At 47.7% G+C, this 26,565-nt stretch carries 24 protein-coding genes, 1 tRNA gene, 1 pseudogene and 1 riboswitch; of the genes and pseudogenes, 12 read left to right on the forward strand and 14 right to left on the reverse strand.

Going from position 1 to position 26,565, the window contains the following annotated elements:
- Positions 1-28: 28 nt before the first annotated feature.
- The 3 genes from C557_RS0100620 (at position 29) to C557_RS0100630 (ending at position 4,654) form a co-directional block, all read left to right on the forward strand.
- Entirely contained in the window at positions 29-1,204 is a 1,176-nt protein-coding gene (locus C557_RS0100620; protein ID WP_018749874.1) for a tetratricopeptide repeat-containing glycosyltransferase family 2 protein, read from the forward strand.
- The gene (locus C557_RS25310) at positions 1,197-3,053 is read left to right on the forward strand and encodes a glycosyltransferase family 2 protein (RefSeq protein WP_018749875.1); all 1,857 of its coding nucleotides are present in this window, start codon (positions 1,197-1,199) and stop codon (positions 3,051-3,053) included. Before C557_RS0100620 ends, C557_RS25310 begins: the two co-directional genes overlap by 8 nt.
- 83 nt (positions 3,054-3,136) lie before the next feature.
- The gene (locus C557_RS0100630; protein WP_018749876.1) at positions 3,137-4,654 is read left to right on the forward strand and encodes a methyltransferase domain-containing protein; all 1,518 of its coding nucleotides are present in this window, start codon (positions 3,137-3,139) and stop codon (positions 4,652-4,654) included.
- A gap of 70 nt (positions 4,655-4,724) precedes the next feature.
- Here C557_RS0100630 and C557_RS0100635 read toward each other — a convergent pair whose 3' ends face one another.
- Positions 4,725-5,183, reverse strand: coding sequence for a DinB family protein (locus C557_RS0100635; RefSeq protein WP_018749877.1), 459 nt, complete (start codon positions 5,181-5,183; stop codon positions 4,725-4,727).
- A 119-nt stretch (positions 5,184-5,302) separates the two neighbouring features.
- Here C557_RS0100635 and C557_RS0100640 point away from each other — a divergent pair, with 119 nt between their 5' ends.
- Positions 5,303-5,764 (forward strand): ASCH domain-containing protein, encoded by a 462-nt coding sequence (locus C557_RS0100640; RefSeq protein ID WP_018749878.1) that lies wholly within the window; start codon positions 5,303-5,305, stop codon positions 5,762-5,764.
- Positions 5,765-5,791: 27 nt separating this feature from the next.
- Here the strand turns inward: C557_RS0100640 and C557_RS0100645 are convergent, their stop codons facing one another.
- Positions 5,792-6,403, reverse strand: coding sequence for a TetR/AcrR family transcriptional regulator (locus C557_RS0100645; protein WP_018749879.1), 612 nt, complete (start codon positions 6,401-6,403; stop codon positions 5,792-5,794).
- Positions 6,404-6,589: 186 nt separating this feature from the next.
- Here C557_RS0100645 and C557_RS0100650 point away from each other — a divergent pair, with 186 nt between their 5' ends.
- A complete protein-coding gene (locus C557_RS0100650; RefSeq protein WP_018749880.1) occupies positions 6,590-8,503 on the forward strand; it encodes an oxidoreductase in 1,914 nt (637 codons plus the stop codon).
- 46 nt (positions 8,504-8,549) lie between these two features.
- Here C557_RS0100650 and C557_RS0100655 read toward each other — a convergent pair whose 3' ends face one another.
- Both C557_RS0100655 and C557_RS0100660 read right to left on the reverse strand, forming a co-directional pair.
- Positions 8,550-9,047 (reverse strand): RNA polymerase sigma factor, encoded by a 498-nt coding sequence (locus tag C557_RS0100655; protein ID WP_018749881.1) that lies wholly within the window; start codon positions 9,045-9,047, stop codon positions 8,550-8,552.
- The gene (locus C557_RS0100660) at positions 9,001-10,356 is read right to left on the reverse strand and encodes a hemolysin family protein (RefSeq protein WP_018749882.1); all 1,356 of its coding nucleotides are present in this window, start codon (positions 10,354-10,356) and stop codon (positions 9,001-9,003) included. Before C557_RS0100660 ends, C557_RS0100655 begins: the two co-directional genes overlap by 47 nt.
- Before the next feature lie 252 nt (positions 10,357-10,608).
- Between C557_RS0100660 and C557_RS0100665 the strand changes: the two genes are divergently transcribed.
- From C557_RS0100665 to C557_RS0100675, 3 genes are all read left to right on the forward strand, one after another.
- Positions 10,609-11,388 (forward strand): DUF1836 domain-containing protein, encoded by a 780-nt coding sequence (locus C557_RS0100665; RefSeq protein WP_018749883.1) that lies wholly within the window; start codon positions 10,609-10,611, stop codon positions 11,386-11,388.
- Between the two features lie 66 nt (positions 11,389-11,454).
- Positions 11,455-11,554, forward strand: a riboswitch (guanidine-I (ykkC/yxkD leader).
- A gap of 82 nt (positions 11,555-11,636) precedes the next feature.
- Positions 11,637-11,987 (forward strand): DMT family transporter, encoded by a 351-nt coding sequence (locus tag C557_RS0100670; RefSeq protein WP_018749884.1) that lies wholly within the window; start codon positions 11,637-11,639, stop codon positions 11,985-11,987.
- Positions 11,984-12,298 (forward strand): DMT family transporter, encoded by a 315-nt coding sequence (locus tag C557_RS0100675; protein WP_018749885.1) that lies wholly within the window; start codon positions 11,984-11,986, stop codon positions 12,296-12,298. Before C557_RS0100670 ends, C557_RS0100675 begins: the two co-directional genes overlap by 4 nt.
- Before the next feature lie 207 nt (positions 12,299-12,505).
- On the opposite strand, the gene C557_RS0100680 is transcribed toward C557_RS0100675, so the two are convergent.
- Both C557_RS0100680 and C557_RS22765 read right to left on the reverse strand, forming a co-directional pair.
- Positions 12,506-13,300 carry an SDR family NAD(P)-dependent oxidoreductase gene (locus C557_RS0100680; protein WP_018749886.1) on the reverse strand — a complete coding sequence of 265 codons (795 nt, stop codon included), beginning with the start codon at positions 13,298-13,300 and terminating at the stop codon, positions 12,506-12,508.
- Positions 13,301-13,459: 159 nt separating this feature from the next.
- A pseudogene (locus C557_RS22765) lies at positions 13,460-14,474 on the reverse strand (AraC family transcriptional regulator).
- A 127-nt stretch (positions 14,475-14,601) separates the two neighbouring features.
- Here C557_RS22765 and C557_RS0100690 point away from each other — a divergent pair.
- On the forward strand, positions 14,602-15,108 hold the full coding sequence (locus C557_RS0100690) for a hypothetical protein (protein WP_018749887.1): 507 nt from the start codon (positions 14,602-14,604) through the stop codon (positions 15,106-15,108).
- Positions 15,109-15,261: 153 nt separating this feature from the next.
- On the opposite strand, the gene C557_RS0100695 is transcribed toward C557_RS0100690, so the two are convergent.
- From C557_RS0100695 to C557_RS0100710, 3 genes are all read right to left on the reverse strand, one after another.
- Positions 15,262-16,125 (reverse strand): copper amine oxidase N-terminal domain-containing protein, encoded by an 864-nt coding sequence (locus tag C557_RS0100695; protein ID WP_018749888.1) that lies wholly within the window; start codon positions 16,123-16,125, stop codon positions 15,262-15,264.
- Positions 16,126-16,344: 219 nt separating this feature from the next.
- Positions 16,345-16,848, reverse strand: coding sequence for a DUF3600 domain-containing protein (locus C557_RS0100705; protein WP_018749890.1), 504 nt, complete (start codon positions 16,846-16,848; stop codon positions 16,345-16,347).
- On the reverse strand, positions 16,838-17,401 hold the full coding sequence (locus C557_RS0100710) for a sigma-70 family RNA polymerase sigma factor (RefSeq protein WP_018749891.1): 564 nt from the start codon (positions 17,399-17,401) through the stop codon (positions 16,838-16,840). Before C557_RS0100710 ends, C557_RS0100705 begins: the two co-directional genes overlap by 11 nt.
- Positions 17,402-18,068: 667 nt before the next feature.
- Between C557_RS0100710 and C557_RS24775 the strand changes: the two genes are divergently transcribed.
- A complete protein-coding gene (locus tag C557_RS24775; RefSeq protein WP_205621578.1) occupies positions 18,069-18,248 on the forward strand; it encodes a hypothetical protein in 180 nt (59 codons plus the stop codon).
- A 174-nt stretch (positions 18,249-18,422) separates the two neighbouring features.
- Here the strand turns inward: C557_RS24775 and C557_RS0100715 are convergent.
- Positions 18,423-18,495: transfer RNA gene (locus C557_RS0100715), tRNA-Thr, on the reverse strand.
- Positions 18,496-18,598: 103 nt separating this feature from the next.
- Entirely contained in the window at positions 18,599-18,898 is a 300-nt protein-coding gene (locus tag C557_RS0100720; RefSeq protein ID WP_018749892.1) for an MTH1187 family thiamine-binding protein, read from the reverse strand.
- Positions 18,899-19,378: 480 nt separating this feature from the next.
- On the opposite strand from C557_RS0100720, the gene C557_RS0100730 reads away from it, so the two are divergent.
- Positions 19,379-21,355 carry an anaerobic ribonucleoside triphosphate reductase gene (locus C557_RS0100730; RefSeq protein WP_018749893.1) on the forward strand — a complete coding sequence of 659 codons (1,977 nt, stop codon included), beginning with the start codon at positions 19,379-19,381 and terminating at the stop codon, positions 21,353-21,355.
- Positions 21,352-21,870, forward strand: a complete 519-nt coding sequence (gene nrdG, locus C557_RS0100735; protein WP_018749894.1) for an anaerobic ribonucleoside-triphosphate reductase activating protein — start codon at positions 21,352-21,354, stop codon at positions 21,868-21,870. The genes C557_RS0100730 and nrdG overlap by 4 nt, the downstream gene beginning before the upstream one ends.
- 49 nt (positions 21,871-21,919) lie before the next feature.
- Here the strand turns inward: nrdG and C557_RS22770 are convergent, their stop codons facing one another.
- The 3 genes from C557_RS22770 to C557_RS0100750 form a co-directional block, all read right to left on the reverse strand.
- Positions 21,920-23,413, reverse strand: a complete 1,494-nt coding sequence (locus C557_RS22770) for a family 20 glycosylhydrolase (protein ID WP_018749895.1) — start codon at positions 23,411-23,413, stop codon at positions 21,920-21,922.
- Positions 23,414-23,772: 359 nt separating this feature from the next.
- Complete coding sequence (locus tag C557_RS0100745; protein WP_018749896.1) at positions 23,773-25,851, reverse strand: sensor histidine kinase; 2,079 nt, start codon at positions 25,849-25,851, stop codon at positions 23,773-23,775.
- Positions 25,829-26,521: a response regulator transcription factor gene (locus C557_RS0100750; protein ID WP_018749897.1), complete on the reverse strand. Its 693-nt coding sequence runs from the start codon at positions 26,519-26,521 to the stop codon at positions 25,829-25,831. The genes C557_RS0100745 and C557_RS0100750 overlap by 23 nt, the downstream gene beginning before the upstream one ends.
- Positions 26,522-26,565 lie beyond the last annotated feature (44 nt).

Genomic DNA, 26,565 nt, shown 5'->3' on the forward strand with positions numbered 1-26,565 from the left:
TAACCTATGTATCTGAGGAGGGCTTGCCTTGATTACCGTCAGTTTGTGCATGATCGTCAAGAATGAGGAGGGATCGCTGGAGCGCTGTCTGTCATCCGTGGCCGATCTTGTAGAGGAACTTATCATTGTGGATACTGGCTCCACAGACCACACCGTGGATATTGCCCGACGCTTCCAGGCCCGAGTCTTTTTCTTCTCCTGGATTGATGACTTTGCCGCTGCGCGCAACTATGCCTTTGAGCAGGCCACGGGTGACTATATCATGTGGCTCGATGCCGATGACCTCCTGCTCGAAGAAGACCGTATTAAACTAAGAGCTCTCAAGGAGCAACTCGACCCCACTGTCGATTACGTGAGTATGCTCTACCATTTATCCCGTGATAAATACGGCAACAGCACCTTCAGCTTGAGACGAAACCGCTTGGTCCGGAGAGAAGCTGGTTTCCGGTGGTTTGGCGCCGTGCATGAATATCTGCAGGTTGGCGGCAAGTCCATGAATAGCGATATTTCCATTCAACATATGGGTAAAGGCTCTGAACGAGACTCTACTCGCAATCTGCGCATTTACGAGAAGCAACTGGAGGATGGCAAACCTCTGTCTCCGCGGGATCTCTATTATTATGCCAATGAGTTGAAGGATCACGGTATGCTGGATAAAGCCATTCACTACTACCAAGTCTTTTTGGAGGATGGTCAAGGTTGGGTCGAAGACCGCATCACTGCCTGCGGGAAGCTCGCAGACTGTTACCATGAGCTGCAAAATAAGCAGGCTGAGTTGGAGGCAACGCTGCGAGCCCTGCAATATGATGCCCCTCGTCCGGATACTTGCTGCCGAATCGGTTATCACTTTTTGCATGAGGGAAATTATGCGGCAGCGGTCGTCTGGTATCAGTTGGCACTGGCTATCCCGCTTCCCGAGCACTTTATGGGCTTCAATAACCCGACTTGCTCTACCTGGTTGCCCCATTTGCAGCTAAGCGTCTGCTATGACAAGCTTGGGAAATATGAACTGGCATGCCAACACAATGAGCTCGCCTTATCCTATCGGCCCGAGGACGAGATCATGCTGGCCAACCGCCGCTACTTCTCCACCCGCCTGGACCAAACCTTGAATGCATTCACAGCAGCAAGCTCAAACGAACCCGTATCTACTCAACAACCCGAGTCTGGTAAGGGATTGTCTAACGAGGTGGCCAATGACTGATTTGACCCATCAGGTTGAAGTTATCCCGCCAAAAGCCAAGCCTCACATCATCATTGCCAGTCCGATTCGCCAATCGCCTGCCATATTGAAGTTGTTCCTGGCATCTCTGGAACACTTGGAGACGTCAGCTTTTGAGATCAGCTATTATTTTATCGATGAGAATGATGAGCCTGATGCCTCCGAGCAGCTTCGCTCGTTTGCAGTCAACCATCCTGAGACTATCCTCGTTGTCAAAGAAGCCCCTTCTTCCTATCTCCGTAATGAAACAACTCATTATTGGAGTCATGAGTTGATCTGGAAGGTTGCGACCTACAAGAATGAGATTATAACCTATGCCGTACAGCAAAACGCGGATGGCCTGTTCCTCATAGATTCGGATATTCTCCTGCATCCACGTACACTGGAGCAACTGTATGATAGCGAGGCGGCAATTGTATCGGAAATATTCTGGACCCGCTGGCAGCCTGAAGCCGACCCTCGTCCTCAAGTATGGCTGAAGGACGAATATACGCAGTGGGAGCAAGCCTTGGGGGAGAAACCGGAGAATGAGGAAATATTGATCAGATATGAGCGGTTCATAGCGATGCTTAAGCTTCCAGGCCTGTACAAGATAGGAGGACTTGGAGCATGCACGCTGATCAGAAGGGAAGCGCTAATACGAGGAGTTAGCTTCGATCCCATTTATAATCTTTCGTTTTGGGGGGAGGACCGTCACTTCTGCATCCGTGCCGCTGCGCTGGGCATTTCCCTTTATGTGGATACCCATTACCCGGCTTATCATATCTACCGCAATAGCGATTTGCCTGGCGGAGAGCAATTTCTGAAAGACACTTTTATTAAAGAAAATAGCCCTGCCGGGGCCTCCAAGCCCTTAAGACTCTCTTCCACAGCAAATGGAGAGGCTAACGCCGAGAAGGAAGACGGCCATTTTGCGACTATTCCTGATCCTCAATCTGAATCTGTCCCTATCAAGCGGAATCAGAATTCAAGCAGCACGCGGAATAGCCGTACATCGATTATTCATACTCTTCCCCTGCTAATCCGGCAGCATACGATGGAAAGTGATCTGTTAATGGCCTTGGCCTGCCTAAAAAGCTTAAGCCAGTCCCCGGAGCATCACGTTATTGTCTATCATCAGGGGGAGCTTGATCGCAGCGAGCTGGAGAAGCTTCTATTCCGTAGTGGAGTTACTGCCGAGGTACTTGGCGATGGACATAACATTGGAATTGCCCAGGCCCGCCAGGCTCTCTTTCAGCATATTTTCACCCATTACCCGCAAACTCCTTATATTTCCGAAATTCACGTCGATATGCTCTTCCCCGAGAACTGGCATGTGCCACTCATTCATTACCTGGATGAACACGACGAGCCCATGATCTGCCCTGGCATACTGACGGCTGCGGGAGAGCTGCTTCCCCTGAAGCAGAAAATACCTTTGCCAGACAATAACCAGGATCTTCTCGCCTTACTGGCTGGTCTTCAACACAGCGGCACACAACCAGGCTTTGTTCATCCCGTCATTCATCGCAAGGAGGCGCTGGAGTCCATCGGTGGGTATGATTTGCGCTATTTCACAGGCAAACAGGGCTATGAGGACGACAGTCTGTTAGTCGGATACGCTAACTACATGGGCACGCGCACTGGCTGGCGGCCTAAATGCCTGCTCTCAAGCTGGGTGTACCATGCAACCATGGCGCAGCGCATGAGCCTGCAAGATAAATGGGCGGATTTCGATCTCAACCGGAAGGGCCTTCTTCGGCAATACGGGGGCTACGGTCTGGAACAACTTGCCTTGCTGCATGACAACCCGGATTTCAAAGTGATGTTAGAGCATTATCTAAAGGCGTGATAAATAAGCTGCCGAAGAGCTAATATGGAGCCGAAGCAGCGGAGCAACCGCCTTTAAAGCAGCTAAAGGAGGGATTAGGTACAATGACATCTCGTCAGGAGGAATTGCAGCAGCATGTGTGGGAACGACTATGGTCCCAGCCTGTTTCATACGAATGGGACAGTGTAAGCGAAACCGTATATCAGCAGCTTACTGCTTTGAGCGGGGGGCTAAACGGGTTGCACATCGCCGAAGCCGGGTCGGGAACCGGCAAAATATCACTTCGGCTTGCCAAGGAGGGAGCCAAGGTTACTCTCATCGATTATAGCCAGCAAGCCCTGGCTAACAGCCAGGCAGCCTTCCAACAGGAAGGCTTGTCTGCCGATTATCTGCTGGCCGACATAAGGGAGATTCCGTTGCCCGACCACAGCGTGGACCTGACCTGGAATGCTGGTGTACTGGAGCATTTCTCTCATGAGGAACAGGTGCGCATCGTGCAGGAAATGATACGGATCACCAAGCCTGGGGGGCTGCTGGTCATCCTCACTCCTTCTGCCGCCTCCCTGCCCTACCGTCTCGGAAAATTCGCTGCCGAGCGGTCTGGAAGGTGGATGTACGGCCAGGAGACTCCCGTGGTCAGCATGGAGCAGGTATTTCGCGATGCAGGTCTGACCCTCTTGAAGGAGTCCCCCATCGGGTTTCTCGACAGCCTGGCCTTTCTGGACTTTATCGCTGGATCGGGGCCGTTGAAGGAGATTGCTCGCCAGTGGTACGACTCGCTTGAAGAGACAGAGCGACAGGCGCTGCCTGGCTATTTATTGTGCTCGGTAGGACAAAACGCTTCGCCCCCTTCCGAGGGAATGACGTCAAGCGAGCAGCCTCTGGCTTCAGCGCCGAAAGTCGACCCAAAGGCTATTATGGATCGTATTGTTCAAGCCCAGCAACTGATTCGGGAGTATCATGAACAAGCCGAAGGCACATCATCAGAAGAGCTATTGAAATTTCAACAAGTCGAGACCTCCACCTGGCTGCCGCTCGTCTTGATTCTTGACCAACTGATTCAGGAGAGAGCGGCGGTTGGAGCTCAAACTCGCGTACTGGATATTGGCCCTGCTTACGGCACACTGCTGCTGTTCAGCGCTCTGTTGGGAGCCGAGTGCTATGGTCTGGACAACACGGCGGAATATTGGCCGGAGGAACCCGCCGCCAAATACGGCATGCAATGGATCAAGCGTGATATTGAAGCAGCCGGTATTCCCGGTTCAGCACACTATGATATCGTGCTGCTGACCTCTGTGCTGGAGCATCTGCGCTTCAATCCTCTGCCTGTGCTTCGGGATATTCATGCCCGTCTTATTCCGCAGGGGAGCTTGCTCCTGACGACACCATGGAAGCGGTATGTTGATCCTCTGTCTCCTGCCAAGGATTTTACCGAATTGCCTGACTATAGCAGCCAGACCGCAGTTGATGCCGCCAATGTCTCCCAAGCTGCACAAGAAATCACCTCCATCAAGCTTTACAGCATTGATGAAATCTATGCTCTTGCCGAAGCCGCCGGCTTCAGAATCCAGTCGCTCCAACCCTTCAACAGCTACTTGCAGGCATGGCTGATTAAAAAATAACCGGAGTTCTATGAGCAGGCGGTCATGACGTGGCGAGTATTCCGCTAACGTTGATGATCGCCTATGTTGTCTATAGCCTGCGCTTTAGTGCCTGGATAGCCCCCATATGCAGCCCTTCATGAAAGATCGTTCGGATCAGCACCTGCTCAATAGTATGCATGCCCATTTCGGTAGGGGCAAACTCTTCCTCCAACCGCTCCCGATAACGCTCTTGTATCAGAGTCGGCTGCTTGCTCAACAATTCTATCAGCTCAGACAGCGGAGGTGTTGCCTCCGTAAAATGAGCAGGACTTGTTCCAAATCCAAACCATTTGTCAAAGCCTGAGGGAATTGGCAGGTCTTCTTTGGTGAGTACCCCAATCCATAAATATTGATCCAAAAATACATGTCCCAAATTCCAGCGAATGTTATTGTTGAAGCCTTGGGGAATTGTATCTGCCTGCGTCTGCGATAGTCCCTCTACCATACGCAATAGTTCACTCCGGTAGGTATGAAGCTGTGTAAATAAAACCTCATGTCTCTTATTCATGCCAACTCTCCATTCTAAATATAATGTAGCTAAAACTTGATAATTAAAGGTAAACTATATAGAATGACTGACTTCGGTTTGGAGAGAAGCAGCGTGTTATAGTTAAGGAAGGTGTCATGATGAGTGAAGTAGATCAATATTGGAAACGATTTGCAAAACAACATCAATTAGTGTCGAACACGCCCGACTCCTGGATGTTTGGCGATGGAACAGAGCAAATGGGCAATGAGTTAGGCGACTTGGTTGTGAAAGGCATCAAAACAGGGACCTGTGCATCCTTCAAAGTCTATGAATTGGAAAATGAAAGCTATCCCGAAGTTGGACAATACGATATTGTTCTGGATGGGAAAAATCGCCCGTTAGCTATTATTCAGTATACTAACATAGAAATTGTTCCGATGAACGAGGTAACTGAAGAATTTGCTCTGTCCGAAGGGGAAGGCGATTTAAGCTATAATTATTGGTATACGGAACATGAAAAATTCTTCACCTGGGAACTTGGACGGTATGGCCTCTCCTTTTCCCCGGATATGCTATTAGTATGTCAAAGCTTCAAAGTGGTTGATCTATACGAGGCTTGATACTCCTCGCTCGGCCAAGGTACGGCGTCAGATGCGAAAAATTTGCCCGGCATCCAGCCTTTGAGTAGACGCCAGCTCTGGCGCCACATCAAACAAGGCCTCCAAGGACTGCCGTACCCATTGCTTGCGGTCGAAACCTCCCTTCTTGATGCACCACATCACCTCATAGCCCGTAAATAGAAAGCTCGCCGCTTGGAACAGCTCGGCCGCCGCCGCATGATTGCGAATTTGCCCGGCCTTTTGGGCTTTGCCAATCACGGCTACACAGATATCAATCAAGGCCCGATTGAAGTTGAAAGTTCCCCGGTCCTCCTTCAAATTTATAATAAAAAGCTGGCTATGTATATCTACACCCAGCTTATCGCTGGAATCCAGTATCTCTTCAAAAATTACCAGCAGCTGCTCCCAATAATTATCAGCTAGCACAAAGGCCAGGCTCCTTTGATTAATCTTCTCGGTGACATCATCGTAGTAATGCATCAGCAGACTTTCTTTGGAGTCGAAATGATAATAAAATGCCGTCTTTGTTAACTGGCATTGCTCGCAAATTTCATTAATTGTGACATGGTCATACCCTTTTTCCTGGAAAAGGCGGTAAGCTATCTCTAAAATTCGCTCCCTGGCAAGCATTTTGTTCATTCTTTCATCCCTCTTCTCACACCGTTTCACTGGACTTTACAATACAAAACACTGGAATTGATTATATCAATAAACTCGGCAGAACCCAAAGTGAACTGTCACATATGTCACTGCTATCAGCAGTAGTTCATGTTATCTTTACCTCGGTAATAATTTTTATTACTAAGGTTAAAGGAGGAGTTATTTGTGAAAATTTTCTCAAAGATGAATATCGGCCGTATGAAATTGAAAAATCGTATTGTCATGGCTCCCATGGGCACCAAACCTGAACCGGATGGCAGCTACAGCTACAATGCCATTCACTATTTTGAAGAACGGGCAAAGGGCGGTGTCGGCCTGATCATTACCGGAGCCAACATCGCAACCACCCGATTTGAAGAACGTCCTGAAAATGAGTTATCCAACTTTCACCATGTCGAAAAGCTGGCGGTGATGATCGAACGATGCCATCATCATGGCGCCAAGGTTTGCGTACAAATCACACCGGGGCTGGGAAGAATGGTGTATACCGATCCCTACAATGCTCCTTATTCAGCCAGCGACCATGCCTATTCCTTCTGGTTCCCTAACCTGAAATGCAAGGCGCTTGGCAAAGAAGACATTCATTATTTGGTAGATCGTATCGGCTATTCAGCCAGTCTGGCCAAGGCGGCGGGCGCAGACGCTGTAGAGCTGCACGGCTACGGCGGCTACCTGATGGATCAGTTCCATTCCTCACTGTGGAATCAGAGAACCGACGAGTATGGCGGTAGTCTGGAGAATCGGCTTCGTTTCTCTCTAGAGGCGATTGAGTCCATTCGGAAATTTTGCGGCGAGGACTTTCCGGTTATTATGAAATACACAGCCTATCATGGCATTGAAGGCGGACGGGAAATAGCCGAAGGCATCGAAATGGCGAAAATCTTCGAGCAGGCGAAGGTCAACGCCCTTCATGTAGACGTCGGCTGCTACGAGGTCTGGTACAAGGCAATCTCCACCGTATATGAGCCACAAGCTCATCAGGTTGAGGTGGCTGCGATCATTAAGCAAAATGTCAGCATTCCCGTCATCAGCCAAGGCAAATTGCAGAACCCCGATCTGGCGGAGCAAGTGCTGCAAGAAGAGAAAACAGATTTCGTCGCTTTAGGACACCAGATGTTGGCTGATCCTCATTGGGCCAATAAGGTCAAGGCAGGAAATTATCAAGATATCGTCCCTTGTATCGGATGCAATGAGTGCCTGTTCGGCGGCTTTAGCGGCAAGCATTATTACTGCGCCGTCAATCCGCTATGCTACGCTGAACGCGACTACCAGCTCACTCTGACGAAGGAAGCGCGTTCCGTACTCGTTGTTGGCGGTGGCCCCGGCGGCATGGAAGCCGCAATCACTGCAGCCAAGCGCGGATTTACCGTCGAGCTATGGGAGAAGAGCTCCAGACTTGGAGGCACGCTGCATGCTGCAGGCAACCCTACCTTCAAACAGGATGTGTTGAAGCTAATTGAGTATATGGAGCATCAAATCAACAAGCTGGGAGTCAAGGTGCTTTTTGGTAAAGAAGCCACTGCTGAGGAAATCATTCACGGCAATTATGATAAGGTGGTGCTGGCTACAGGCTCGACCAGTGTTATTCCTCCGATCCCGGGCGTAGAATTTGCTCATCCGGCCAACGACTACCTTACTGGCGAACGCACCTGTGGTGACCGGGTCGTCGTCATTGGCGGCGGGCTTGTCGGCTGTGAGACGGCCGCCTTCATGAAGGAGGCCGCCCACGAGGTGACGATCATCGAAATGCTGGATGATATCCTGAAGACCGTCGCTCACAGTAAAAATAATGACCTGTCCCTGCGGGATATGCTGCGCGACCGCCAGGTCAACATCGCGGCCAAAGCCAAGGTGACGCAAATCTTGCCGGATCGCGTCATTTACGAGCAGGATGGACAGATCAAGGAGCTGCCTTGCGACACCATTATTATCGCCGCAGGCTACAAGGCCAAGAATTCCTTGGAAGCACAGCTTGAAAATCATGTGAAATCGCTGACCACCGTTGGCGATGCCGTGGCTTCCCGCAAGATCATCGATGCTGTTCATGAGGCCTATCATGCCATAAGAGTCATGGAATAAAGTGAATTCACCCTTCTCTCCATATGGAGGGAAGGGCAAATTTGTGTTAACTGCCAACCAGCATTTCGGTTTTCATCTGCTTTGAACGTTGTACTTGCAGCAGCTCCCGGCCTTGTCGCAAATATGCTTTTATTGCTTCAACTTTACAGTTCAAGACATAAGCCATCTCTTCCAGCGTCAGATGATGAACGGACTTCAGAACCAAGGTGAGCTTTGGATACAGCGGAATTTGCCGGAGGCACTGCTCAACCTCGTCGGTCGATGTGATGTTGAGCTGCTCCTCATCATGACTGACTTGCAAAGAATCGGATACCGCAATCGAGTAAAGCCATACCTCAAAGGGAACGGTAAAGTCATATTCATGAATCCGCTGCTTGGCCGTGACAAAGGTATGCACCACCAAGTCTTGTACATGATGCGTATTTCGGCAAATCCACAGGCATAAGTCAAATACCCGGCCATAATACATATCAATCAGTGCTCTAAATGCACGTAGGTCATTGGTCTTCAGACGTCGAATCAAACGTTCGGATTCCTTCCGCATCCTCCAGCCCCCTTTTCTCCTCCATTTCCAGCTTCATTATCTCCAGTTTACGAATCCGATGACGGTCTTTCTCACGCACGATAAACTTAAGATCGCCATAAATCCACTCGCTGCCTTTTCGCAAGGTCGGATTCTGCGTGTAAACCCAGCCTCCAATCGTATCCAGATCCTCATCCAACAGTTCAATGTTCATGAGGGTACACACCGATTCCAGCGACACCTTGCCATCTATCAGATAATGATTCTCTCCCAACTGCTCCACATCCGCTTTCTCTTCCGTATCAAATTCATCGCGAATTTCACCTACGATCTCTTCCAGGATATCCTCGATGGTAATCAAGCCTGAGGTTCCACCGTATTCGTCAACCAGAACTGCGATATGCACAGATTCCTGCTGCATGCGCAACAGCAAATTCTTCACCGGCATAACCTCGGAAACCGAAAGAATCGGCTGCACCAGCTTATGAATTTCCAAATTCGGATTTTCACTTAATTGCATGAACAATTGCTTCGTATTAATAAAGCCGATGACATGATCCTTGTTCCCTTTTATGACAGGGAAGCGGGTATATTGCTCTGTTCTCATCATCTGAAGTGCTGTCTTCTGATCCATGTCCACATCCAGACACATCATATCCGTGCGTGGAACCATGATCTCGCGAGCCAACAACTCGTCAAAAGCAAAAATCTTACTCACATATCCGTATTCAGCCTGATTGATCATCCCGCTCTGATAGCTCTCCGTTAAGATAATGCGCAGCTCTTCCTCAGAGTGGGCTTCTTCATGCTCTTTGGCTGGTCTGATTCCGAAAATCCGTACCAGGCGGTTTGCAGAGCCATTGAGCACCCAGATGAATGGATACATGATTTTGTAAAAGAAAATAAGTGGTTTGGCGGTAATCATCGAGACCATTTCCGCCTTTTGGATAGCTACCGTTTTCGGGGCCAGCTCACCCAGCACCACATGAAGGAAGGTGATCGAGGCAAAGGCAATACCAAATGACAGAATACTGCTAACCTCTGCTGGCAATCCATATCGATCAAAGACAGGATGCAAAATTTTCTCTACGGTAGGCTCACCCAACCAACCCAAGCCGAGTGCGGTAATCGTGATGCCTAATTGGCATGCAGACAAGTAGCCGTCCAAATTGCTGGTTACCCGTTGTACAGCTAAGGCATTCTTCTTACCTTCAATCACCATTTGATCAACACGGCTGGACCTTAGCCTGACAATAGCAAATTCAGCAGCCACGAAAAAGGCGGTGGCCACAATTAGCAAGGCCACAAGAAACAAATTTAAAGCGTACATGCCAACACTCCTCAATAGGTTTATAACTTCAATTCTCCAGAACCTAATATGTATAAGTTCTTATGAACTTATAATAACAAAGTTTAAATGACCTTTTCAATCCTTCTCATGTCCTGGTTTCGGGCAAATTTCACCAAAAATGAACTTCCTGAGGGTATTTCCCCCATTCACCCTATATTAGCTTCTTCTTTGACTTTTTTTCTTCACCGTCGTAGGATAGGTTCATAAGAACTTATTTGGAGGAATTTAGATATGGAAACATTCCACCTTACTCGCTGGGAAATGTCGCAGCTCCTGCTAAGCTTGAACGGGCAGAGTGAAAAAGCTCCCAAAAACATCCTGCAGGAAGCCTGGGCTAAGTCCCACAGGGAACATATCGAAGGCGGCCAATCCTTAGGAGCTTTTATCTCCACCGCCCTGCCTCCGATCTTTGAGAAATTCATGAATATAAATCCTTCGGATCTCGGGCTATCGCTTAATGATATTGTGTCCTTGGGATCTCAAATTGAATACAATCATTTTGCCTTAACCGCAGTTCAGAACTGGGTGAAGCGCGACTTGAAGGAAATTATTGGAGCACCAAAGCTAGGCAAGAAATACTCTATCGAACAGGCTGCTATTCTGTTCATCATTGAGGATTTGCGGGCTGCCCTAGACCTGGAATCCATACGTAAGCTGTTGCTCCTGATTTTCCATGACTTTGATGATCAAGCCATGGATCTAATTAGTCCTATTGATTTATACGCCGGCTACTCTCGCATTTTTGAAGAGCTTGATCAGAATAATGACCAGGTGCTCGACTTGCAGGTCAATCACTTGAGCAAGGACAAGAAGCAGGACCATCTTATGGAAACCATGATCAAGAAAAAGGCCGATGAGTTCGCATCCAGCCTGTCGGGATTAAATTCGGAGCAGCAGGAGGCGGTCAGCAACACTCTCGTCATCGCCATGCTGTCTGTGCAGACGACCTATTTTCAAACCTTGGCCAAGCGTTTCCTGAATGCTTCCCTCTTTCTGCATAATTTAAGGTAGGGGGGTTCCTTACCCGGCTCATCTGTTGTATAATTTATTGAAGTTGAAACGCAGTATAACTTTATACCACAGGTTTTCTAGGGTTCCGCGGTGAGACGTCATCGGCCAGGTCCGAGAGAAAACGCACGCATAGACGTGTACACGGAGGGATAAAAGCCCGGGAGGAGCATCTGTTATTCAGGTGTTCTTTCCGGGCTTTACCTGTTTCCCTCCCGGAGAGTGCTGCGTGAGAAAAGGAGTGTAGACGTATGAACAAGCATTGGCTACTGGTCATTGTTGCGGCCTTATTTGAGGTCATGTGGGTCGCAGGATTAAAACACGCAAATAATGGGCTGGAATGGGCGCTTACGGCCGTAGCGATAATCATCAGCTTTGCCGGGCTGGTTTATGGGGGTAAAAAGCTACCTACCAGCACCGTATACGCGATCTTCGTCGGGCTGGGTACAGCAGGAACCGTCGTGACGGAAATGGTCTTGTTCGATGTGCCGTTTAGCTGGGGCAAGGTCTGGCTCATACTCTCGCTACTCGTAGGCATTATCGGGCTTAAGCTGATAACCACAGAAGGAGAAACAGAACCGAAGCAGGGGGGCATGTCATGAGTTGGGTAGCTTTGATTTTGGCCGGATGCTTTGAAGTCGTTGGGGTGATGGGCATTACACTTGTCAATCAGAAGCCATCGGCGCGCTCTTTTCTGATCATGGCTGGCGGATTCGCGCTAAGCTTTGTGCTCCTGGCCATCGCCATGAAGGACATCTCCATGGGAACCGCCTATGCCATTTGGACTGGCATCGGAACGGTTGGCAGCGCCTTGCTTGGGATGATTCTCTATGGGGAGTCCAAAAGCTTGCTGCGATTGTTCTTTATTGGACTCATTCTTGCCTCGGTCATCGGCCTTAAATTAATTGATTAATGATTATAAAAGAGCAGCCATATCGGCTGCCCTTTTATGTTTTCTTTAAAGTGTGGTGAATCTATTCTATTTTATTCACACATCGGACAGTGTTCCCCGGAGGTGTACACGATGGCCTGAGCCCGTTCCTCTGGCGACATCCATATCGGTAATCATGATGAAATCATCCTCCCTTGTATATTCATGTCTACAATTATAGGTGCAATTTCAAAAAATCGTGGGTACCATGCCCCCATCCATGCGCAGTGGAGAACCCCTGAACGCGGAGGCGTGTGGACTGCACAGAAAAGCAGCTAATCTGCCAATTTCGAAAGGGCGGATGAATCGCTGCAGCTCAGACTGAGGAAGACGGGCTGCCATAAACCGCTGTTCTTTCTCCTCAAACCTTATATCCTCGTTGGCGTAGACACCTTCAATAATCTGCTGCACATTTTCCGACAACGTTGGTCCCGGCATGATCGTATTCACCGTTACATCGGTCCCTGCTGTTAATTTGGACAAGCTCTTGGATAAGGATAACAACGCGGATTTGGTAACCGCATATTGGGGCATTTTTCCCGATGGCATAACAGCCTCTTCACTAGCTATGAAAATAATGCGCCCCATCTTCTTCTCCCGCATTCGCGGCAGATAAAAGCGAGTTAATCCGTTAGCAGCCAGGACATTGGTCCGAAAGTAGTTCTCCCACACGTCATCATCAGTATCCTCATACTGCATCATTTCATATATACCCATATTGTTAATCAAAAAGTCGATGTCGGGATGCTTCTTACATAAAGCCTCTCTCTGCTGGTGATCGACAAGGTCTGCTGCAACCCCTTGAGGGCTGGTCTTCGGATACTCGGCCTGAATTTCCTGAACCATCCGGGCTACCTCCTCGGCACTCCGCCCATTGACGAGTACGTTCACCCCTTCGCTAGCCAACTCCATGGCGATGGCCCTTCCAATGCCTTTCGTTGATCCCGTAACCAAAGCCGTTTTATGTTTTAAACCCATATCCATGATGCATGTCTCCCCTATCCATCAATCTCAAAAGCACTCTGGCTTTCGGATAGGGATTATATTACTTGGCCTGAGGACAGACGTAACTAGTCTGTGACGCCAAATGACTTGCCGAAGCTGCCAAAAGAATAAAAATGTAGAGCCCTCTTCCCTTCCGGGTTATACCGGGGTCCCTATTCGCTTGGCACGCCAATGAGACGGTGTATCCCCCTCCCACAGCCGGAAAGCACGATAGAATGAATTCTGATCTTCATAACCAATCAGAAAAGCCACCTCCTTAATATCAAGGGAGGGATTTGTCAAATACTCACGGGCCTGCTCTTGGCGGGCTTGTGTCAACAGAAGCTGGAAGCTCGTATTTTCCTCGGTAAGCCGACGCTGCAAGGTTCGATTACTTACGCTCAGTTCCTTGGAGACGAAGCCAATCTCTGGACGTCCAGCGGAGAGACTCTGTTTGATAATCCACTTAACCCTCTCGCTCATCGAATGGCCACGGCGCTCTACCTCCAGCGTTTCTTCCAAGGCAGGGGTTAAAATCTCCAATAATTCTTCATTATATGAACTAAACGGGCGATCCAAATCCGGACGATGCAGCGTCAAGCGATTGAATTTTGTTCCAGTACGGACCGGACAGCCAAAATAAGCTTCTAACGCCTGTACTTCTCCCATCGGAGACTGAAATTCAACATCACGCGCCTTCAAGGGCAGACCGGTCCCTCTGCGCCCAAGCTCCAGCAGCAACGCCAATGTAATTCCCATCAGCAGTGGTGGGCCCGGCGCTTGGGTATCCACCCACTCCAACTCTATTTGACATTGCTCACCTATCTCGGATATACGCAAGCTTTCAGGAGGACATAGTCGCTTATAACGAACCATTCGCTTCAGCGCATCACGGTAATTTCGGGCATGATAGGTTGCCAGCACGGTAGGTGGATACTTTGCCGTCTCAAAGACGGTAGCCAGCTTAATGATCCCCGCAGCCCGTATCCCCGGCAAGCTCAGAATAGGCTTGCCAAATCATAAAGTATTCATGGGTCGTAACTTCAGAAGCAGTAGTAATGCTAACAGGCAGACCCGCGCTACGGGCTACATCAGAAGCCGTTATTCCCAACAACCCTAACCCAGCCCAAAATCCGGGAGGTACCTTGATGCGACCGGAAGGACAGAACTCCATAGCTGAAACGGACCTCCTTGAATAATATGTTTTCTTGGGTACGTACAAATTGAGAATTGCCTTACAGTAAGAAAAGCGATTTTATGCTATATTATTAACTCATAACGAGCCAAGGAGAGGGATTATATTGAGGAAACGTTACGTCTTAACCTCGATCAGCCTCATCTTATTTGTGGCGGTCATTGTGTTATCTGTTCAGCAATTTCAGCTTAAGCAGGTTCCAAAGGTGTATAACTTCACTGTAGAAACCGACGATTTTCGCCTGCAAGGTCTTGAATTTGTTGTTAACCAGGGTTCTAATTCCGTATACGTCACAGGACATGACTTGGAGGTCACCGGGGCAGATCAGCAGTTCGCAGGCATCGTCTACGGCATATCGATTGAAGATCAGATGATTTTGTCAGTAAATCAAGCCGGCGATCCGTTTACACTGCCAGATACTTATGAAGGAAAAAGACACTACGATACCCGATATCTGATGGAGAATGTCAAGGTCAAAGCACAGGATAACGTTTATATCGAGATCAAATATACCGTGAACGGAACAGCCAAGCATCTCACTGGCAATGTAAAGCTGCATAGCTTGATGAAGCCGTTCTCTTCCTCCGATCAGCAGCATATCATTCAGCTATAGCTATAGGCTTCTCATCCATGACTTCCCCCGTCTCTTCGGGCAAGGCTCTATAGACTTGCAATATGATAATTTGGCTCCATATATGGCCTCCACTTCCTAAAAGCGAGGTGAACCACGGGAGCACCTGGCAACCTGTTCACCTCGCTTCTTATCTTAATTTTTTAATTGTTGGGCTAATTTGAGCACTTCAGCAAGGGGCGCCGCGGCCCCTTTATCGCCAATGACAATGGCGTCCTTCACTCCGTTAAATAGTGCCTTCAAATCCTCGTTGGCGCTACTGTCCAAGGATATCGTATACACTTCTTGTTCCCCTTGATCCGGATAGACTTTGGCAAACGTGAGCACCCCTTTACCCAAGTCAAAGGAATAGCTTTTACCAGTAATAAACTCTGTATTTCCGGCATAGCCCATAGCACCGCTAGGCATTTTGAAGGTCAATTTTCCATTCTCTGTCTTCATATTATTTACGAAAAGCTGCTCCGCCAAATTGTTATGTCCATCTCTCCACTGAAAATCTGTGTTGTACATATTATTATGACCGGCAATCGGGCTGCCTGTTTCCACTTCTGTGTAAATACTGACCAACAGCTTAGACTGATTCCACTCTACGTCAGCCCCAAGGGCTTCACTGACAAAACGCAGCGGCACGAATACCCGGGAACCTTGATCTCTCGCCGGCACATCCAATTTCACAATATCACCATCTACTGTTGCGTTATCTGAGTCAATCGGCATCCGAACCGTTTTCCCATCCAGCTTGACGTAGACGACTCGCTCTTTTTGATTGCCTGCGGACTCCTTCTTATATTCGACTTTGGCCCCCAATGCCTCGCTGACGAAGCGAATTGGAACTAAGACTCGGTTGCTTTCAAAGTAAGGCTCCTCATCAGGAAACTTCAGGGACATATCGTCCACTTGCACGCTTACCGGGATCTTCGCAGCAGACACAGCAGGGGTCATCAAGCCCAACAGTACGATAACGCCGCATAACGCCAAAAGCATTTTATGATTTTTCATATTCTATCACTCCTATACTCTAAGCATATGATTTCCTTCCCCAAAAATCCAATTTCTATAACTATAGCAGTCCAGGTAATATATTCATAGATGATGTTTCTTCCTTTTGGGCAAAAGAAAAGAGCCTGGCGAAAATCGCAGACTCTTTGAAATCGTTAGCTCGTTTGCAATAGGCAAGCAGGTCCCCAATCCACATGGGACGGGTTCCTGCTTGTTTTTTTACGGCTTGGCGTTTCCATTAATCTTCTCAAAGTACGGGGCAAGCTTGGAGCTAAGCTGCTCGAACTGCTGCTGTTCTTCTTTCGTCAGCTTCTCTTCATGTGTAACCCCGTTTTCATCGGTGATCTTCAGCTTTAGTTGTACGATTTGTCTGGTTAGCTCCATATACTCTTTAAACTCATCTTCCGTAAGCTTGCCTTTTGCTCCTTGCAGCATTTCCTCAATGGCTTGATAATCCTCCTGCGAAACGCCGTGCTGTTCAATGGGTGTCGAAGAACCAAATATATCATCAGCTAAGTAGGAAGAAGCAAATACGGCAGACGGGATCAGGATTGCTGCTGCCATAATACCTGCGATCATGCGTTTTTTCATGGAATATCTACCTCTCTTTTCTTTCACATAGTGTTGATAGGACTGTTGGACACGTCCATACAACTCGGGTGGGCAGTGCATCGAATCTGCCACCTGGCAAAGCTCTTCACGCAATTCCTTGTCAATGGACATACGTATCTCCTCCTGTCATTTCGATTCGTTTCCGGAGTTCTTTCAATGCCAGATGATGCCTGGATTTCACCGTGCCCACGGGAATTTGCAGCATGTCTGCGATCTCTTCCAGAGCATAGTCGTGAAAATAGCGCAGGATGACGACCACTCGTAGTTTGTAAGATAACTGGCGGACCAGCTTAAACAGTTCATGCTGAGTTTCGGACTGCAGGACAGCTTTGTCCGTCCATTCAACTTGTTCGGAAGTCATCTGACGAGTTCGTCCAAAGAGACGAATTCGTCGCCAGGCCTTTCTTTTCCAATCCTGGACCTGACGCACAGTGATCCCGTGCAGCCAATACCGAAACGGCCGGTTCGGATCATACTTGTGAAACGACCGCCACATGCACATGTAAACCTCATTCACGATATCCTCAATGTCCTGTTTGTTGTAGACAAGAAAGGCAATCGTTCGATAGACGTCTTGGTGAGTCGCTTGATAGACAAGCCGAAAGGCCGACTCGTCGCCCAACGTCGCTTTCTCAAGCCACGGTAGTAACTCATTATCATTCATGGGGCCCCTCCTAAATGTGTTACACCCCTTAATTCGCTCTTGCGGGGAAAAAGGTTCAGTAATTTCAATAATCAGTCCAATGCCTGATATCGTTAGGCTCAGATTTAGGCTTTAGCTTAACCTGAAGTGCAGTCGGCATATCCCTATCTCACACCTCTACGATGAATTATCCCTAACCTAGTATTGTGTGACTAAAGAATTATTTCTGCTCCACAAAAGTGTGCAGCCTTGTACAGATTTTTTTCAGTTTCAAGAGGAATTATATTCAGCTTATCTGCGTTCCACTTAGCCCCTAACAAAAAAATTCATGGATTTTATTCCTCATATCGCCCAACCGATGGGGACCAAGAAAGAGAAAGTGAATTTATATGAAAGGTCTTAAAGTTATTGCACTAATTTTTATCATCGCCTCAATCATTTCAGCCTGTGGGGGGAACAATTAAATGAAAAGACCTACAACTACATAGTCGATCATTACAAACTTTTTCCAGCAACTACTGTAGATCTGAAAAGAGAAGCCGAGACCGAGGTTGATCAAACTGTAACTTCACGGCATCTTTTTAAAAACGTTTCTCCTTATCTTGACAAGATGATAGTAACTAGTGGGTATGTAGTACAAATTCAAGAGGAAGAGACTGATGTTGGAACAGTAGCGGAAGTTCATATTTTGGATGAAGATGATAATTCAATAGTGGGCGTTTATGTTGGTTCTACCGGCGATATTCTTGACAATGATTTTGTTACTATGAGGGGCGTCCCAGCAGCACAGTATTCATTTGACAACATAAGTGGCGGTACGACTATCTCTATCCTACTAGCTGTATCAACTATTCAAAAAGCACAGTAAATTTATGCATTTTTCACTTCAGTCAAGTAAACAGATACAAAGCTAAGCAGCCAGCGCGTGCCATACTCAATCGGTGCGCGTTGTTTGCGTTTTTTAAGTAGTCCACCCCTTTCACACCAAAAAGCGCGGCCCCCGAAAATCCCGGAGGCCGCGCTACACTTGACTTGTTAAGGATGCTGGTGAAGGGACTCGAACCCCCGACCTACGCATTACGAATGCGTTGCTCTACCAACTGAGCTACACCAGCAAGTCATTTTTGCGAACAGGAATTATTATAACTCGTTTTATGAATAATGCAAGCACCAATTTAAAGCATATATCCCAGGTTCATATCTGGCTGCTGCCAAGGGCTACAGCTTCTCCCGCACCGAACGCAGCTTCTGCTCTGACGAGCTTGCCTTGTCGCGGCGATCATCGATTTTGATCGAAGTGGATACCCGACCTGCCCCAGACTGGAATGGTGCTTCATGAATGGCCCGAATGGCAGAAAACACCTCATCCAACGGCCCTTCAATAATGGTGCTCATCGAGGTTAGCGTATACGTAATCCCTGACTGCTTCTCTAAAACATGCTGCAACTCTGCTACATAACTGCTAAGGCTGGTGCTTCCCGTCCCGATGGGAATGACAGTAACTTCGGCAATGGCCATCTGTTATCCTCTCCTTTTTGCTTCTTTACTACATCCATTTTAGCAATCCTCCCGTAATAATTCCAACGTTATCATGATAGCGCTTTACCCTTGGTATTAAGCCAAATCCACTTTTAATAGATTCTTAAGACCTATACTAGAACCAAGGTCCTGGTCAAAGAAAATTCACAACTTCTGCCTTTTCCCCACTGCCCGCATCAGTATTGGGATTGGCGATTTTCATGACTTTTACGTTCATTTTCACATCCTTAAATCCCGTTTACAAACACTACATCTTGGGCTATTCTAAAAACACCGCAACAAAATATAGTATACATACAAGCCTTACAACATATATACGGGTAGTTCTCACAGCACATAAAGACATATCAACTTAAAGCGTTGAGATGCCTTTTCATATGAAAAACAGTGATCAATACACCATCATTTCTGATACCTCAAGAACCAAAAAACTCAGTTAACAGGGAGGAGAAGATTGCTATGGCTTTATTAAATCAAACATATACAAGCCAGGACATCATGCTCGACGAAGTCATTGAACTAGGGGAGGAAATCATCCAGAGCCGAAATCTGGAGGTTCTGCGTGAGAACGCCAACTTGAATGGAGAAAGCTTCTCCGGGAAAATGAGCAAGCTCGGCAGTGAATATGCCAAGTGGTATGCCAATCATTTTGTGATGCCAGGTCGCTTGGTCCAGGCCATTCAGGACAATATTGTCTATGTCCATGATCTCGACCAATATGCCATCGGCACAACGAATTGTATCTTTATTCCGTTTGGCAAGCTTCTCCGCGAGGGCTTCAACACAGGCAACGGCAGCGTTCGTCCGCCAACGTCAATTATGACGGCGATGGCTTTGGTGGCCATTATTTTCCAATCCCAGCAAAACTCTCAATACGGCGGTGTGTCGGCCAATAAGCTGGATTATGATCTGGCACCTTATGTTGCCAAATCATTTAATAAATATTTCCGTAAAGGTCTTGAATATTTTGAAGAGAAGCTGGTAAATGCCGACCTGAGCGAGATTACGATGAGCCGCCTGGATCTCCAAGAGCAATTCCCCAGAACGTTTAAATATGCTATGAAGGAAACGGAAATCGAAACCCTGCAAGCGGCGGAAAGTCTCGTGCATAACCTGAACACGATGTCGAGCCGGGCTGGAGGACAGATTCCTTTTACCAGTATTAACTATGGTACTTGCACATCGCCAGAAGGTCAGCTTGTCATTCGCTCTTTGCTGGATGCCACTATTCGCGGCCTTGGCAACGGAGAAACGCCGATTTTCCCGATTCAAATCTTCAAATGCAAGCAAGGCGTTAATCAAAATCCGGGAGAACCCAACTACGCCTTGTTCCTCAAAGCAGCGGAATGCTCGGCCAAACGCTTGTATCCGAACTTTGCCAATTTGGATGCTCCGCTAAATCTGATGTATTACGATCCGGCCAACCCGGACACGGAATTTGCCACGATGGGCTGCCGCACGCGGGTGCTGGCAGACCGCTTTGGACGTAACCATCTGTCCGGCAAAGGCAATCTTTCCTTTAACACATTGAATCTGGTCAAGCTTGGGCTGGAGCATGGTATCGTGCTTGGCAAACGCAAAACCCCGGACGAACGCGGCTTCTACCGCGAGCTGACGCACTATATGGACATTGCCTTGGAAGGACTGCTGCACCGCTTCCAGATTCAAGCCTCCCAGAAGGCCAAGGCTTCCGACTTTATGATGCGAGAAGGGGTATGGGAAGGCGGCGAACAGTTGGGACCTGAGGATACCGTAGGCGAGCTGCTCAAGCATGGCAGCCTGTCTATCGGGTTCATCGGATTGGCTGAATGCATGAAGGCTATGTATGGCAAACATCATGGTGAAGATGAAGAAGTCTACCAAAAAGCCTATGATACCATCGCTTATATGCGCCGTTATTGCGATGAGCAAAGCGAACGCCACAATCTGAACATTACTTTATTTGCTACGCCCGCCGAAGGCTTGTCCGGTAAATTCACCAAACGGGATCATGCGGTATACGGCGCAGTTCCCGGTGTTGTGGATCGTGAGTATTACACGAACTCGTTCCACATTCCGGTATATTACAACCTGAGCGCAGCCCGGAAGATTGAACTGGAAGCCAAATTTCATGACCTGTGCAATGCTGGAGCTATCTCTTATATCGAGTTGAACGGCAATGCTCGCAGCAATCCGGCCGCCTTCCTCAAGATCATTCAATATGCGCTTGAGCAGCAGGTCAGCTATTTCAGCATCAACCACCCTATCGACCGCTGCTCAGCTTGCGGCTACGAAGGCATTATCGGGGCGAACTGCCCATCGTGCGGAGCTCATGAGCATGACGTGCATATTCGCCGTCTGCGCCGGGTAACGGGCTACTTGACCGGAGATTTCCAAACGCGGTTTAATGCTGCCAAACAAGCGGAAGTGCGGGATCGCGTGAAGCACGACGCATGAATATTTGCGGATATTACCCGGAATCCATCAATGAGGGAGAAGGACTGAGAGCAGCGATCTTCATCAGTGGCTGTCGTCATTACTGCAAGGGCTGCTTCAGTCCCAAGACATGGAGCTTCGACTATGGTGAGCCGTTTACCCCGGAGCGGGAAGCAGAAATTATTGATGATATCAAAAACAATCCTTTACTAAGCGGCTTATCGATTCTGGGAGGCGATCCTTTTTTCTCTGCCGCCGAGGTAAGTGGGTTTATTGACCGGCTGGTTGCCGCAACCGGACCGATTTCCATATGGATTTATACGGGCTATACGTATGAGGAATTGTTAGCCCGTCCCGGCTCTGATGAATATGAGCTGCTGCGGCGCTGCGAGGTCCTGGTGGATGGCCGGTTTGAGGAAGCCAAACGCGATCCCTCCCTGCTCTATTGTGGCAGCTCCAATCAGCGCTTGATTGATATTCAGCAAAGTCTGCGCCATGGACAGGTTGTTTTATGGGAGTCTATGCTGTCATTTTAAATTGCAAAAGACCTGCATCCAATCGGATGCAGGTCTTTTGCATTCCCTCTTAAGAGAATGCAGCGAAGGCTGCCTTGACCTCGTCAAAGCTTCCCATGCGCTTCTCTCCAATCCAGGATAATTCAGCCATAGCTATTAATGGCTCCTGAATACCCGCACTGACTTCCTCCTGAGTCTGGGCCTCCGGCTTATCGCTCCAAATGGCAAAAGAGCAGCCTTTAAGCTGTGGAGGATATGGAGGCAGATATTCCTGCTTCTCTGACTCGTTCACTCTTGGAAAAAGACCGGGATGCCAGGCATCGTAAATTTTATCGCCCGTTGGATATTTGTAGCCTGCATTCTCCCCAAGCACGTAGTAGAAGAACGCATCGTTAAAGTTGATCAATTCATGCCCCTGATCCAGGATTGTTTGCACGGAAGCCATATTATGATGCCACTTGGTCCAATAGGTGATCTGGATGGAGGTTTTCAGTTCCACGCGTTGCGTCTGATTGGCCCGGTACAACCCGTCATTCCAGGCCCGCACCACGAAGCCCTTGCTTTCCAGCATATCGGCCACTTCATTAATGTAGTGAAGGTAGGCATCGATTCCCGTTCCGCCAGCCACCCCCAATGTTTCTCTTGCATATTGAGCCAACTGCGGATATTGATCAAAATGCTCAAAATCAATAAACTCATCACCGCCGATGTGGAAGAAGGGACTGTCTTTAAATAGCTCAGCGTACTCTTCGATTAAATCGAACACAAATGCTTTGGCCTGCGGGTTGGTAATATCCAGGGCGCCTTTGGCCGCCTGCCCCGCATGATTATGCAGCAGCCACTCCTGGTGCAGCCGGAGTGCATGACCTAGATGTCCTGGCGAATCAAACGAAGGGATAACCGTCACTTGATACGCAGCGGCCTCCTTCAACACCTCGGCCAGTTCATCCTGTGTCATATACTCATCAGACAGCACCTCGGGATGACGTTTGCTTTCCAGCCGGAAGCCTTCATTTTCGGAAAAGTGGAGCTGCAACGTGTTTAAACGAAGTCGTGACATTTCCCTGATGCGTGCCTTAATCCAGTCACAGGAGAAAAACTTGCGTCCCATGTCCAGATGAAGTGCCCGCTCCTGCAGCACCGGATAATCCGTCACTGTTCCAAAGGCAAGACGCTGCTGGTCTTTGGCAGCCTGAAGCAACAGCGTTCGCAGAGCATAAAGCAACGCCCGTCCACTCGCCGCACGGAGATGAATATACTGACCAATTGCCAAGGTATAACTCTCCTGCTTGTCAGGATCGGCAGATTCCTCCAGTTGAATGAAGATATCCCCTGGTCCCGCTTCAGCCGCTGGCCCCTTAACCACCGGCAATCCCGCAGGTGGCAAAACGCCATCAACTATTTCAGCTTGAAACAGATCCATAATCTGCTGCAATGCGCTTTCTATTGTATAGGAGGCAGGATCAACTACTAATCTGGACTGGGAATGCATTTCCCAGAACTGCTCGGCATGAGTCCACCCGGACTGGACACTGGTCATAACATAGTTATTTTTCGTTGGCATGGTCGGTAATAATCCCCTTTGCTTAATAATCCATTCCGTAACTAAAGTTAGTACACGCTATTGGCTTATTCAAACAACATGGATGATATGATCATTTTTATTAAGGCTTCAATCCGCTCTATGCTCCTTCATATCGGCGGTTCTTTTGTTTCTCCTCACATGCCTTGGCATCGCGTTAAAAAGAAGACCCGTACTCTGCTATACTCCGACAGCGATCAATCAGCTTGAAGAAGTCTACGCCACACGCTTCTTTAGAATCGTTTGGGGTACGGCCGTTTATTTCTGTTTTATCATATTTCACTTTGATATGACATTCTCCTGTATAACCTACCTCTTCCTATCAAGCTGCAAGTTCAATTTTAGCCCAAAGTAATATTTACTTTGAACAAGTCCCCCTCCACTGTAACATCAAATTGTCCTCCATGAAGCTCTACAATGGATTTGGCAATGTCCAGTCCCAGACCAGAGCCCTCTGTTTGACGCGACGAGTCTCCCCGTTTGAACCTTTCCAGAAGCTCATCCCTATCTCCGCTAAGCTCATATTTAGATACATTCTTGAAAGAAATCGCTGCCTGATTCTCCAATGCCTGCACAGAGATATAGACGCGCGAGTGTTCAAGCGAATATTTTAATATATTTCCAATCAGATTGTCGAATACACGCCACAGCTTTTGCCCGTCCACCATGGCATACACCGGATCAGAATCGTGGGATAATCTAAAATGCAAACTGGATTCATGAATCATATCATTGTATTCGGCGAGTGCTTGCTGCAGAAGCTGAATCAAATCCACTTTTTCCTTCACTAGCTCGACATTTCCACTAGCCATTTTTGAAATTTCAAATAAATCATCAATCAGCACCTTTAGCCGTTGGGATTTCTGATCAATGATATTTACATAAGCCTGCCGATCTTCACGGGATACGTCTTCCTTTTTTAACAGCTCCGTATAAGTAATAATAGAGGTTAACGGTGTCCTCAAGTCATGACTGACATTCGTAATGAGTTCCGTCTTTAATCGTTCGCTCTTGGCCTGCTCATTCTGCCAGGTCTTGGAGGCTTGAGCTAACACATTCATATTTCCAGCCATTGCAGCCAATACCGATTTGCCGTTCACCGGTAAGTCCTGACTTGTGACGCCCCTGGCCAATTCATCTGTTTTAATCACAATCCGGTTAAAATATCCAAGCTGCTTGATGAAGAACCAAATCAGCGGAATCCCTGCTATAACAAGGAAGAGAGCATACAAGAAAATCATTCCGGGATGAAGCACGGTTATCACGGTCAGCGCTCCGCAAGTGAATACCGCAAGTACAAGCAACACCCATTGCATACCTGTACTCTTTCTCAGAAAGGCGTTAACCAGGATCATTTTGAATTGGCGATGCGATAACTTCATCCGTTGGACAGCCCGGTTCAGCAGCCCCCTCTCCCACTCCTGCCGAGTATACTGCCAGTTAGTTAATGTGTCCAACATAAACTTCCCTTGAATAAAGGTGAGCAAAACAAGCAACGAGGCCAATACCCACCAGATCAGCATATTTTGAACAAATGTCCACAAGCCTGCAAAATAGCTGCCATACAAATACTCAAAGTTTCCTTTCACGGAAAATAGAAGAAGGATCGCACTAACACCTGTCAAAGCCATCAAAATGATGCGCAGATCCATCGGCAGCTTATTATAGTGAACCTCCCATTTACTGACTGTCAAAGGAAAAACCATTTTCTTGTTCAGCTTCAGGCCACAAATGACTAACGCAGCTATGGCTGCAAACGCATATGACCACACGATGAGCTGCCCTTGCCTGTACCTGTTATACTCAACCATAAAGGGACTGCTTGCAGGCAAGTCTTTGTATACAGCAATTTCTCCCTGAAACGGTATGTACTTCTCATTCAATTCACCATGTACAGCGTTCAAGATGGTGGGCTGTAATTCCTTGGTTACATAATAGCTTGTCCGAAACAGCAGCCTCTGGTTATCCCTATCCATCTTTTTCCGAGCCGCTTCGGCATTACCACTGTTCATATTAGTGTAAAATTCATCGGAAAGGCTGCTTCTAAAATAATATACGAACTGATCATTATACTTAGCATACTCGCTGCGGAAGGTTTCTCTCTCTCGATAGTATTCCTCCAATTGCTTTTCCTTTTCTTGCAATAATTTGGTTCGAGCAGCAGCACCGTTCTCATTCATTTCTTCCTCAGTGACTGTCAGCATCTTCTTGGCCTCTTCAAGAGGAATGTCGTTAAGCACAAACATATTCAGGTAGCTGGCAAAACTGTCTAGCTCACTTTGAAAAGCAGATGTATGAAAATAATTCCGTTGCACATAGTTGCCGCCTAAAGAGAAGATAACTACGATCCCGCTCAAGCCAAAGGTGAGCAGCATGGCCCAGAGTCCTATAGCATATTTATTTTTCCATTTTGTAGCCAATCCCCCACACCACCTTTAAATACTTTGGATTTTTAGGATCAATTTCGATTTTTTCTCTTATTCTTCGTATATGAACTGCAACGGTATTTTCTGCGTTAAAGCAAGGCTCCTTCCATACCCGCTCATAAATTTCATGAATAGAAAATACACGCCCTGCGTTAGTCATCAGCAATTCGACGATTTTATACTCTGTTGGCGTAAGCTTCACCGGTTGTTCAAAGACCTTGACCTCTTTGGAGACTGTATCCAGAAGAAGGCCCTTTAGATCAATCAATGAGGAGGTTGCTTCATAGGCTCCCAAATTCACATATCTTCTTAACTGAGACTTGACCCGGGCCACCAGCTCCATCGGATGAAATGGCTTGGTCACGTAATCGTCCGCCCCTACATGAAGTCCTAATATTTTGTCGCTATCCTCACTTTTAGCACTTAGCATCAGGATAGGAATATTTTTTTCCTCACGAATCTTTGACGTTACCGCAATTCCATCCAGCTTTGGCATCATAATGTCCATAATAACAAGATGAACCTGCTGAACGGACAGAAGTTCCAGAGCTTCTACTCCGTTTGTTGCTTGCAATACCGTAAGTCCTTCATTCTTCAAATAGATCTCGATGCCATCCCGAATTTCTTTATCATCATCGACGACCAGCACAATGTAATGACTCATGCGCTCCCTACTTTCTCTATGAATCTGCTCTCATCATTGTATAT

The organism is Paenibacillus sanguinis 2301083 = DSM 16941 (genome assembly GCF_000374825.1).
Lineage (GTDB): Bacteria > Bacillota > Bacilli > Paenibacillales > Paenibacillaceae > Fontibacillus > Fontibacillus sanguinis.

What these genes read in the sequence shown, in the direction of transcription:
- C557_RS0100640 (WP_018749878.1), top strand. Translation starts at nt 5,303, where the DNA reads ATGAGTGAAGTAGATCAATATTGGAAACGATTTGCAAAACAACATCAA.
- C557_RS0100635 (WP_018749877.1), bottom strand. Translation starts at nt 5,183, where the DNA reads ATGAATAAGAGACATGAGGTTTTATTTACACAGCTTCATACCTACCGG.
- C557_RS0100630 (WP_018749876.1), top strand. Translation starts at nt 3,137, where the DNA reads ATGACATCTCGTCAGGAGGAATTGCAGCAGCATGTGTGGGAACGACTA.
- C557_RS0100730 (WP_018749893.1), top strand. Translation starts at nt 19,379, where the DNA reads ATGGCTTTATTAAATCAAACATATACAAGCCAGGACATCATGCTCGAC.
- C557_RS0100705 (WP_018749890.1), bottom strand. Translation starts at nt 16,848, where the DNA reads ATGTCCATTGACAAGGAATTGCGTGAAGAGCTTTGCCAGGTGGCAGAT.
- C557_RS0100645 (WP_018749879.1), bottom strand. Translation starts at nt 6,403, where the DNA reads ATGAACAAAATGCTTGCCAGGGAGCGAATTTTAGAGATAGCTTACCGC.
- C557_RS0100675 (WP_018749885.1), top strand. Translation starts at nt 11,984, where the DNA reads ATGAGTTGGGTAGCTTTGATTTTGGCCGGATGCTTTGAAGTCGTTGGG.
- C557_RS0100680 (WP_018749886.1), bottom strand. Translation starts at nt 13,300, where the DNA reads ATGGATATGGGTTTAAAACATAAAACGGCTTTGGTTACGGGATCAACG.
- C557_RS0100655 (WP_018749881.1), bottom strand. Translation starts at nt 9,047, where the DNA reads ATGCGGAAGGAATCCGAACGTTTGATTCGACGTCTGAAGACCAATGAC.
- C557_RS0100695 (WP_018749888.1), bottom strand. Translation starts at nt 16,125, where the DNA reads ATGAAAAATCATAAAATGCTTTTGGCGTTATGCGGCGTTATCGTACTG.
- C557_RS22770 (WP_018749895.1), bottom strand. Translation starts at nt 23,413, where the DNA reads ATGCCAACGAAAAATAACTATGTTATGACCAGTGTCCAGTCCGGGTGG.
- C557_RS0100750 (WP_018749897.1), bottom strand. Translation starts at nt 26,521, where the DNA reads ATGAGTCATTACATTGTGCTGGTCGTCGATGATGATAAAGAAATTCGG.
- C557_RS0100720 (WP_018749892.1), bottom strand. Translation starts at nt 18,898, where the DNA reads ATGGCCATTGCCGAAGTTACTGTCATTCCCATCGGGACGGGAAGCACC.
- nrdG (WP_018749894.1), top strand. Translation starts at nt 21,352, where the DNA reads ATGAATATTTGCGGATATTACCCGGAATCCATCAATGAGGGAGAAGGA.
- C557_RS25310 (WP_018749875.1), top strand. Translation starts at nt 1,197, where the DNA reads ATGACTGATTTGACCCATCAGGTTGAAGTTATCCCGCCAAAAGCCAAG.
- C557_RS0100660 (WP_018749882.1), bottom strand. Translation starts at nt 10,356, where the DNA reads ATGTACGCTTTAAATTTGTTTCTTGTGGCCTTGCTAATTGTGGCCACC.
- C557_RS0100710 (WP_018749891.1), bottom strand. Translation starts at nt 17,401, where the DNA reads ATGAATGATAATGAGTTACTACCGTGGCTTGAGAAAGCGACGTTGGGC.
- C557_RS0100670 (WP_018749884.1), top strand. Translation starts at nt 11,637, where the DNA reads ATGAACAAGCATTGGCTACTGGTCATTGTTGCGGCCTTATTTGAGGTC.
- C557_RS0100665 (WP_018749883.1), top strand. Translation starts at nt 10,609, where the DNA reads ATGGAAACATTCCACCTTACTCGCTGGGAAATGTCGCAGCTCCTGCTA.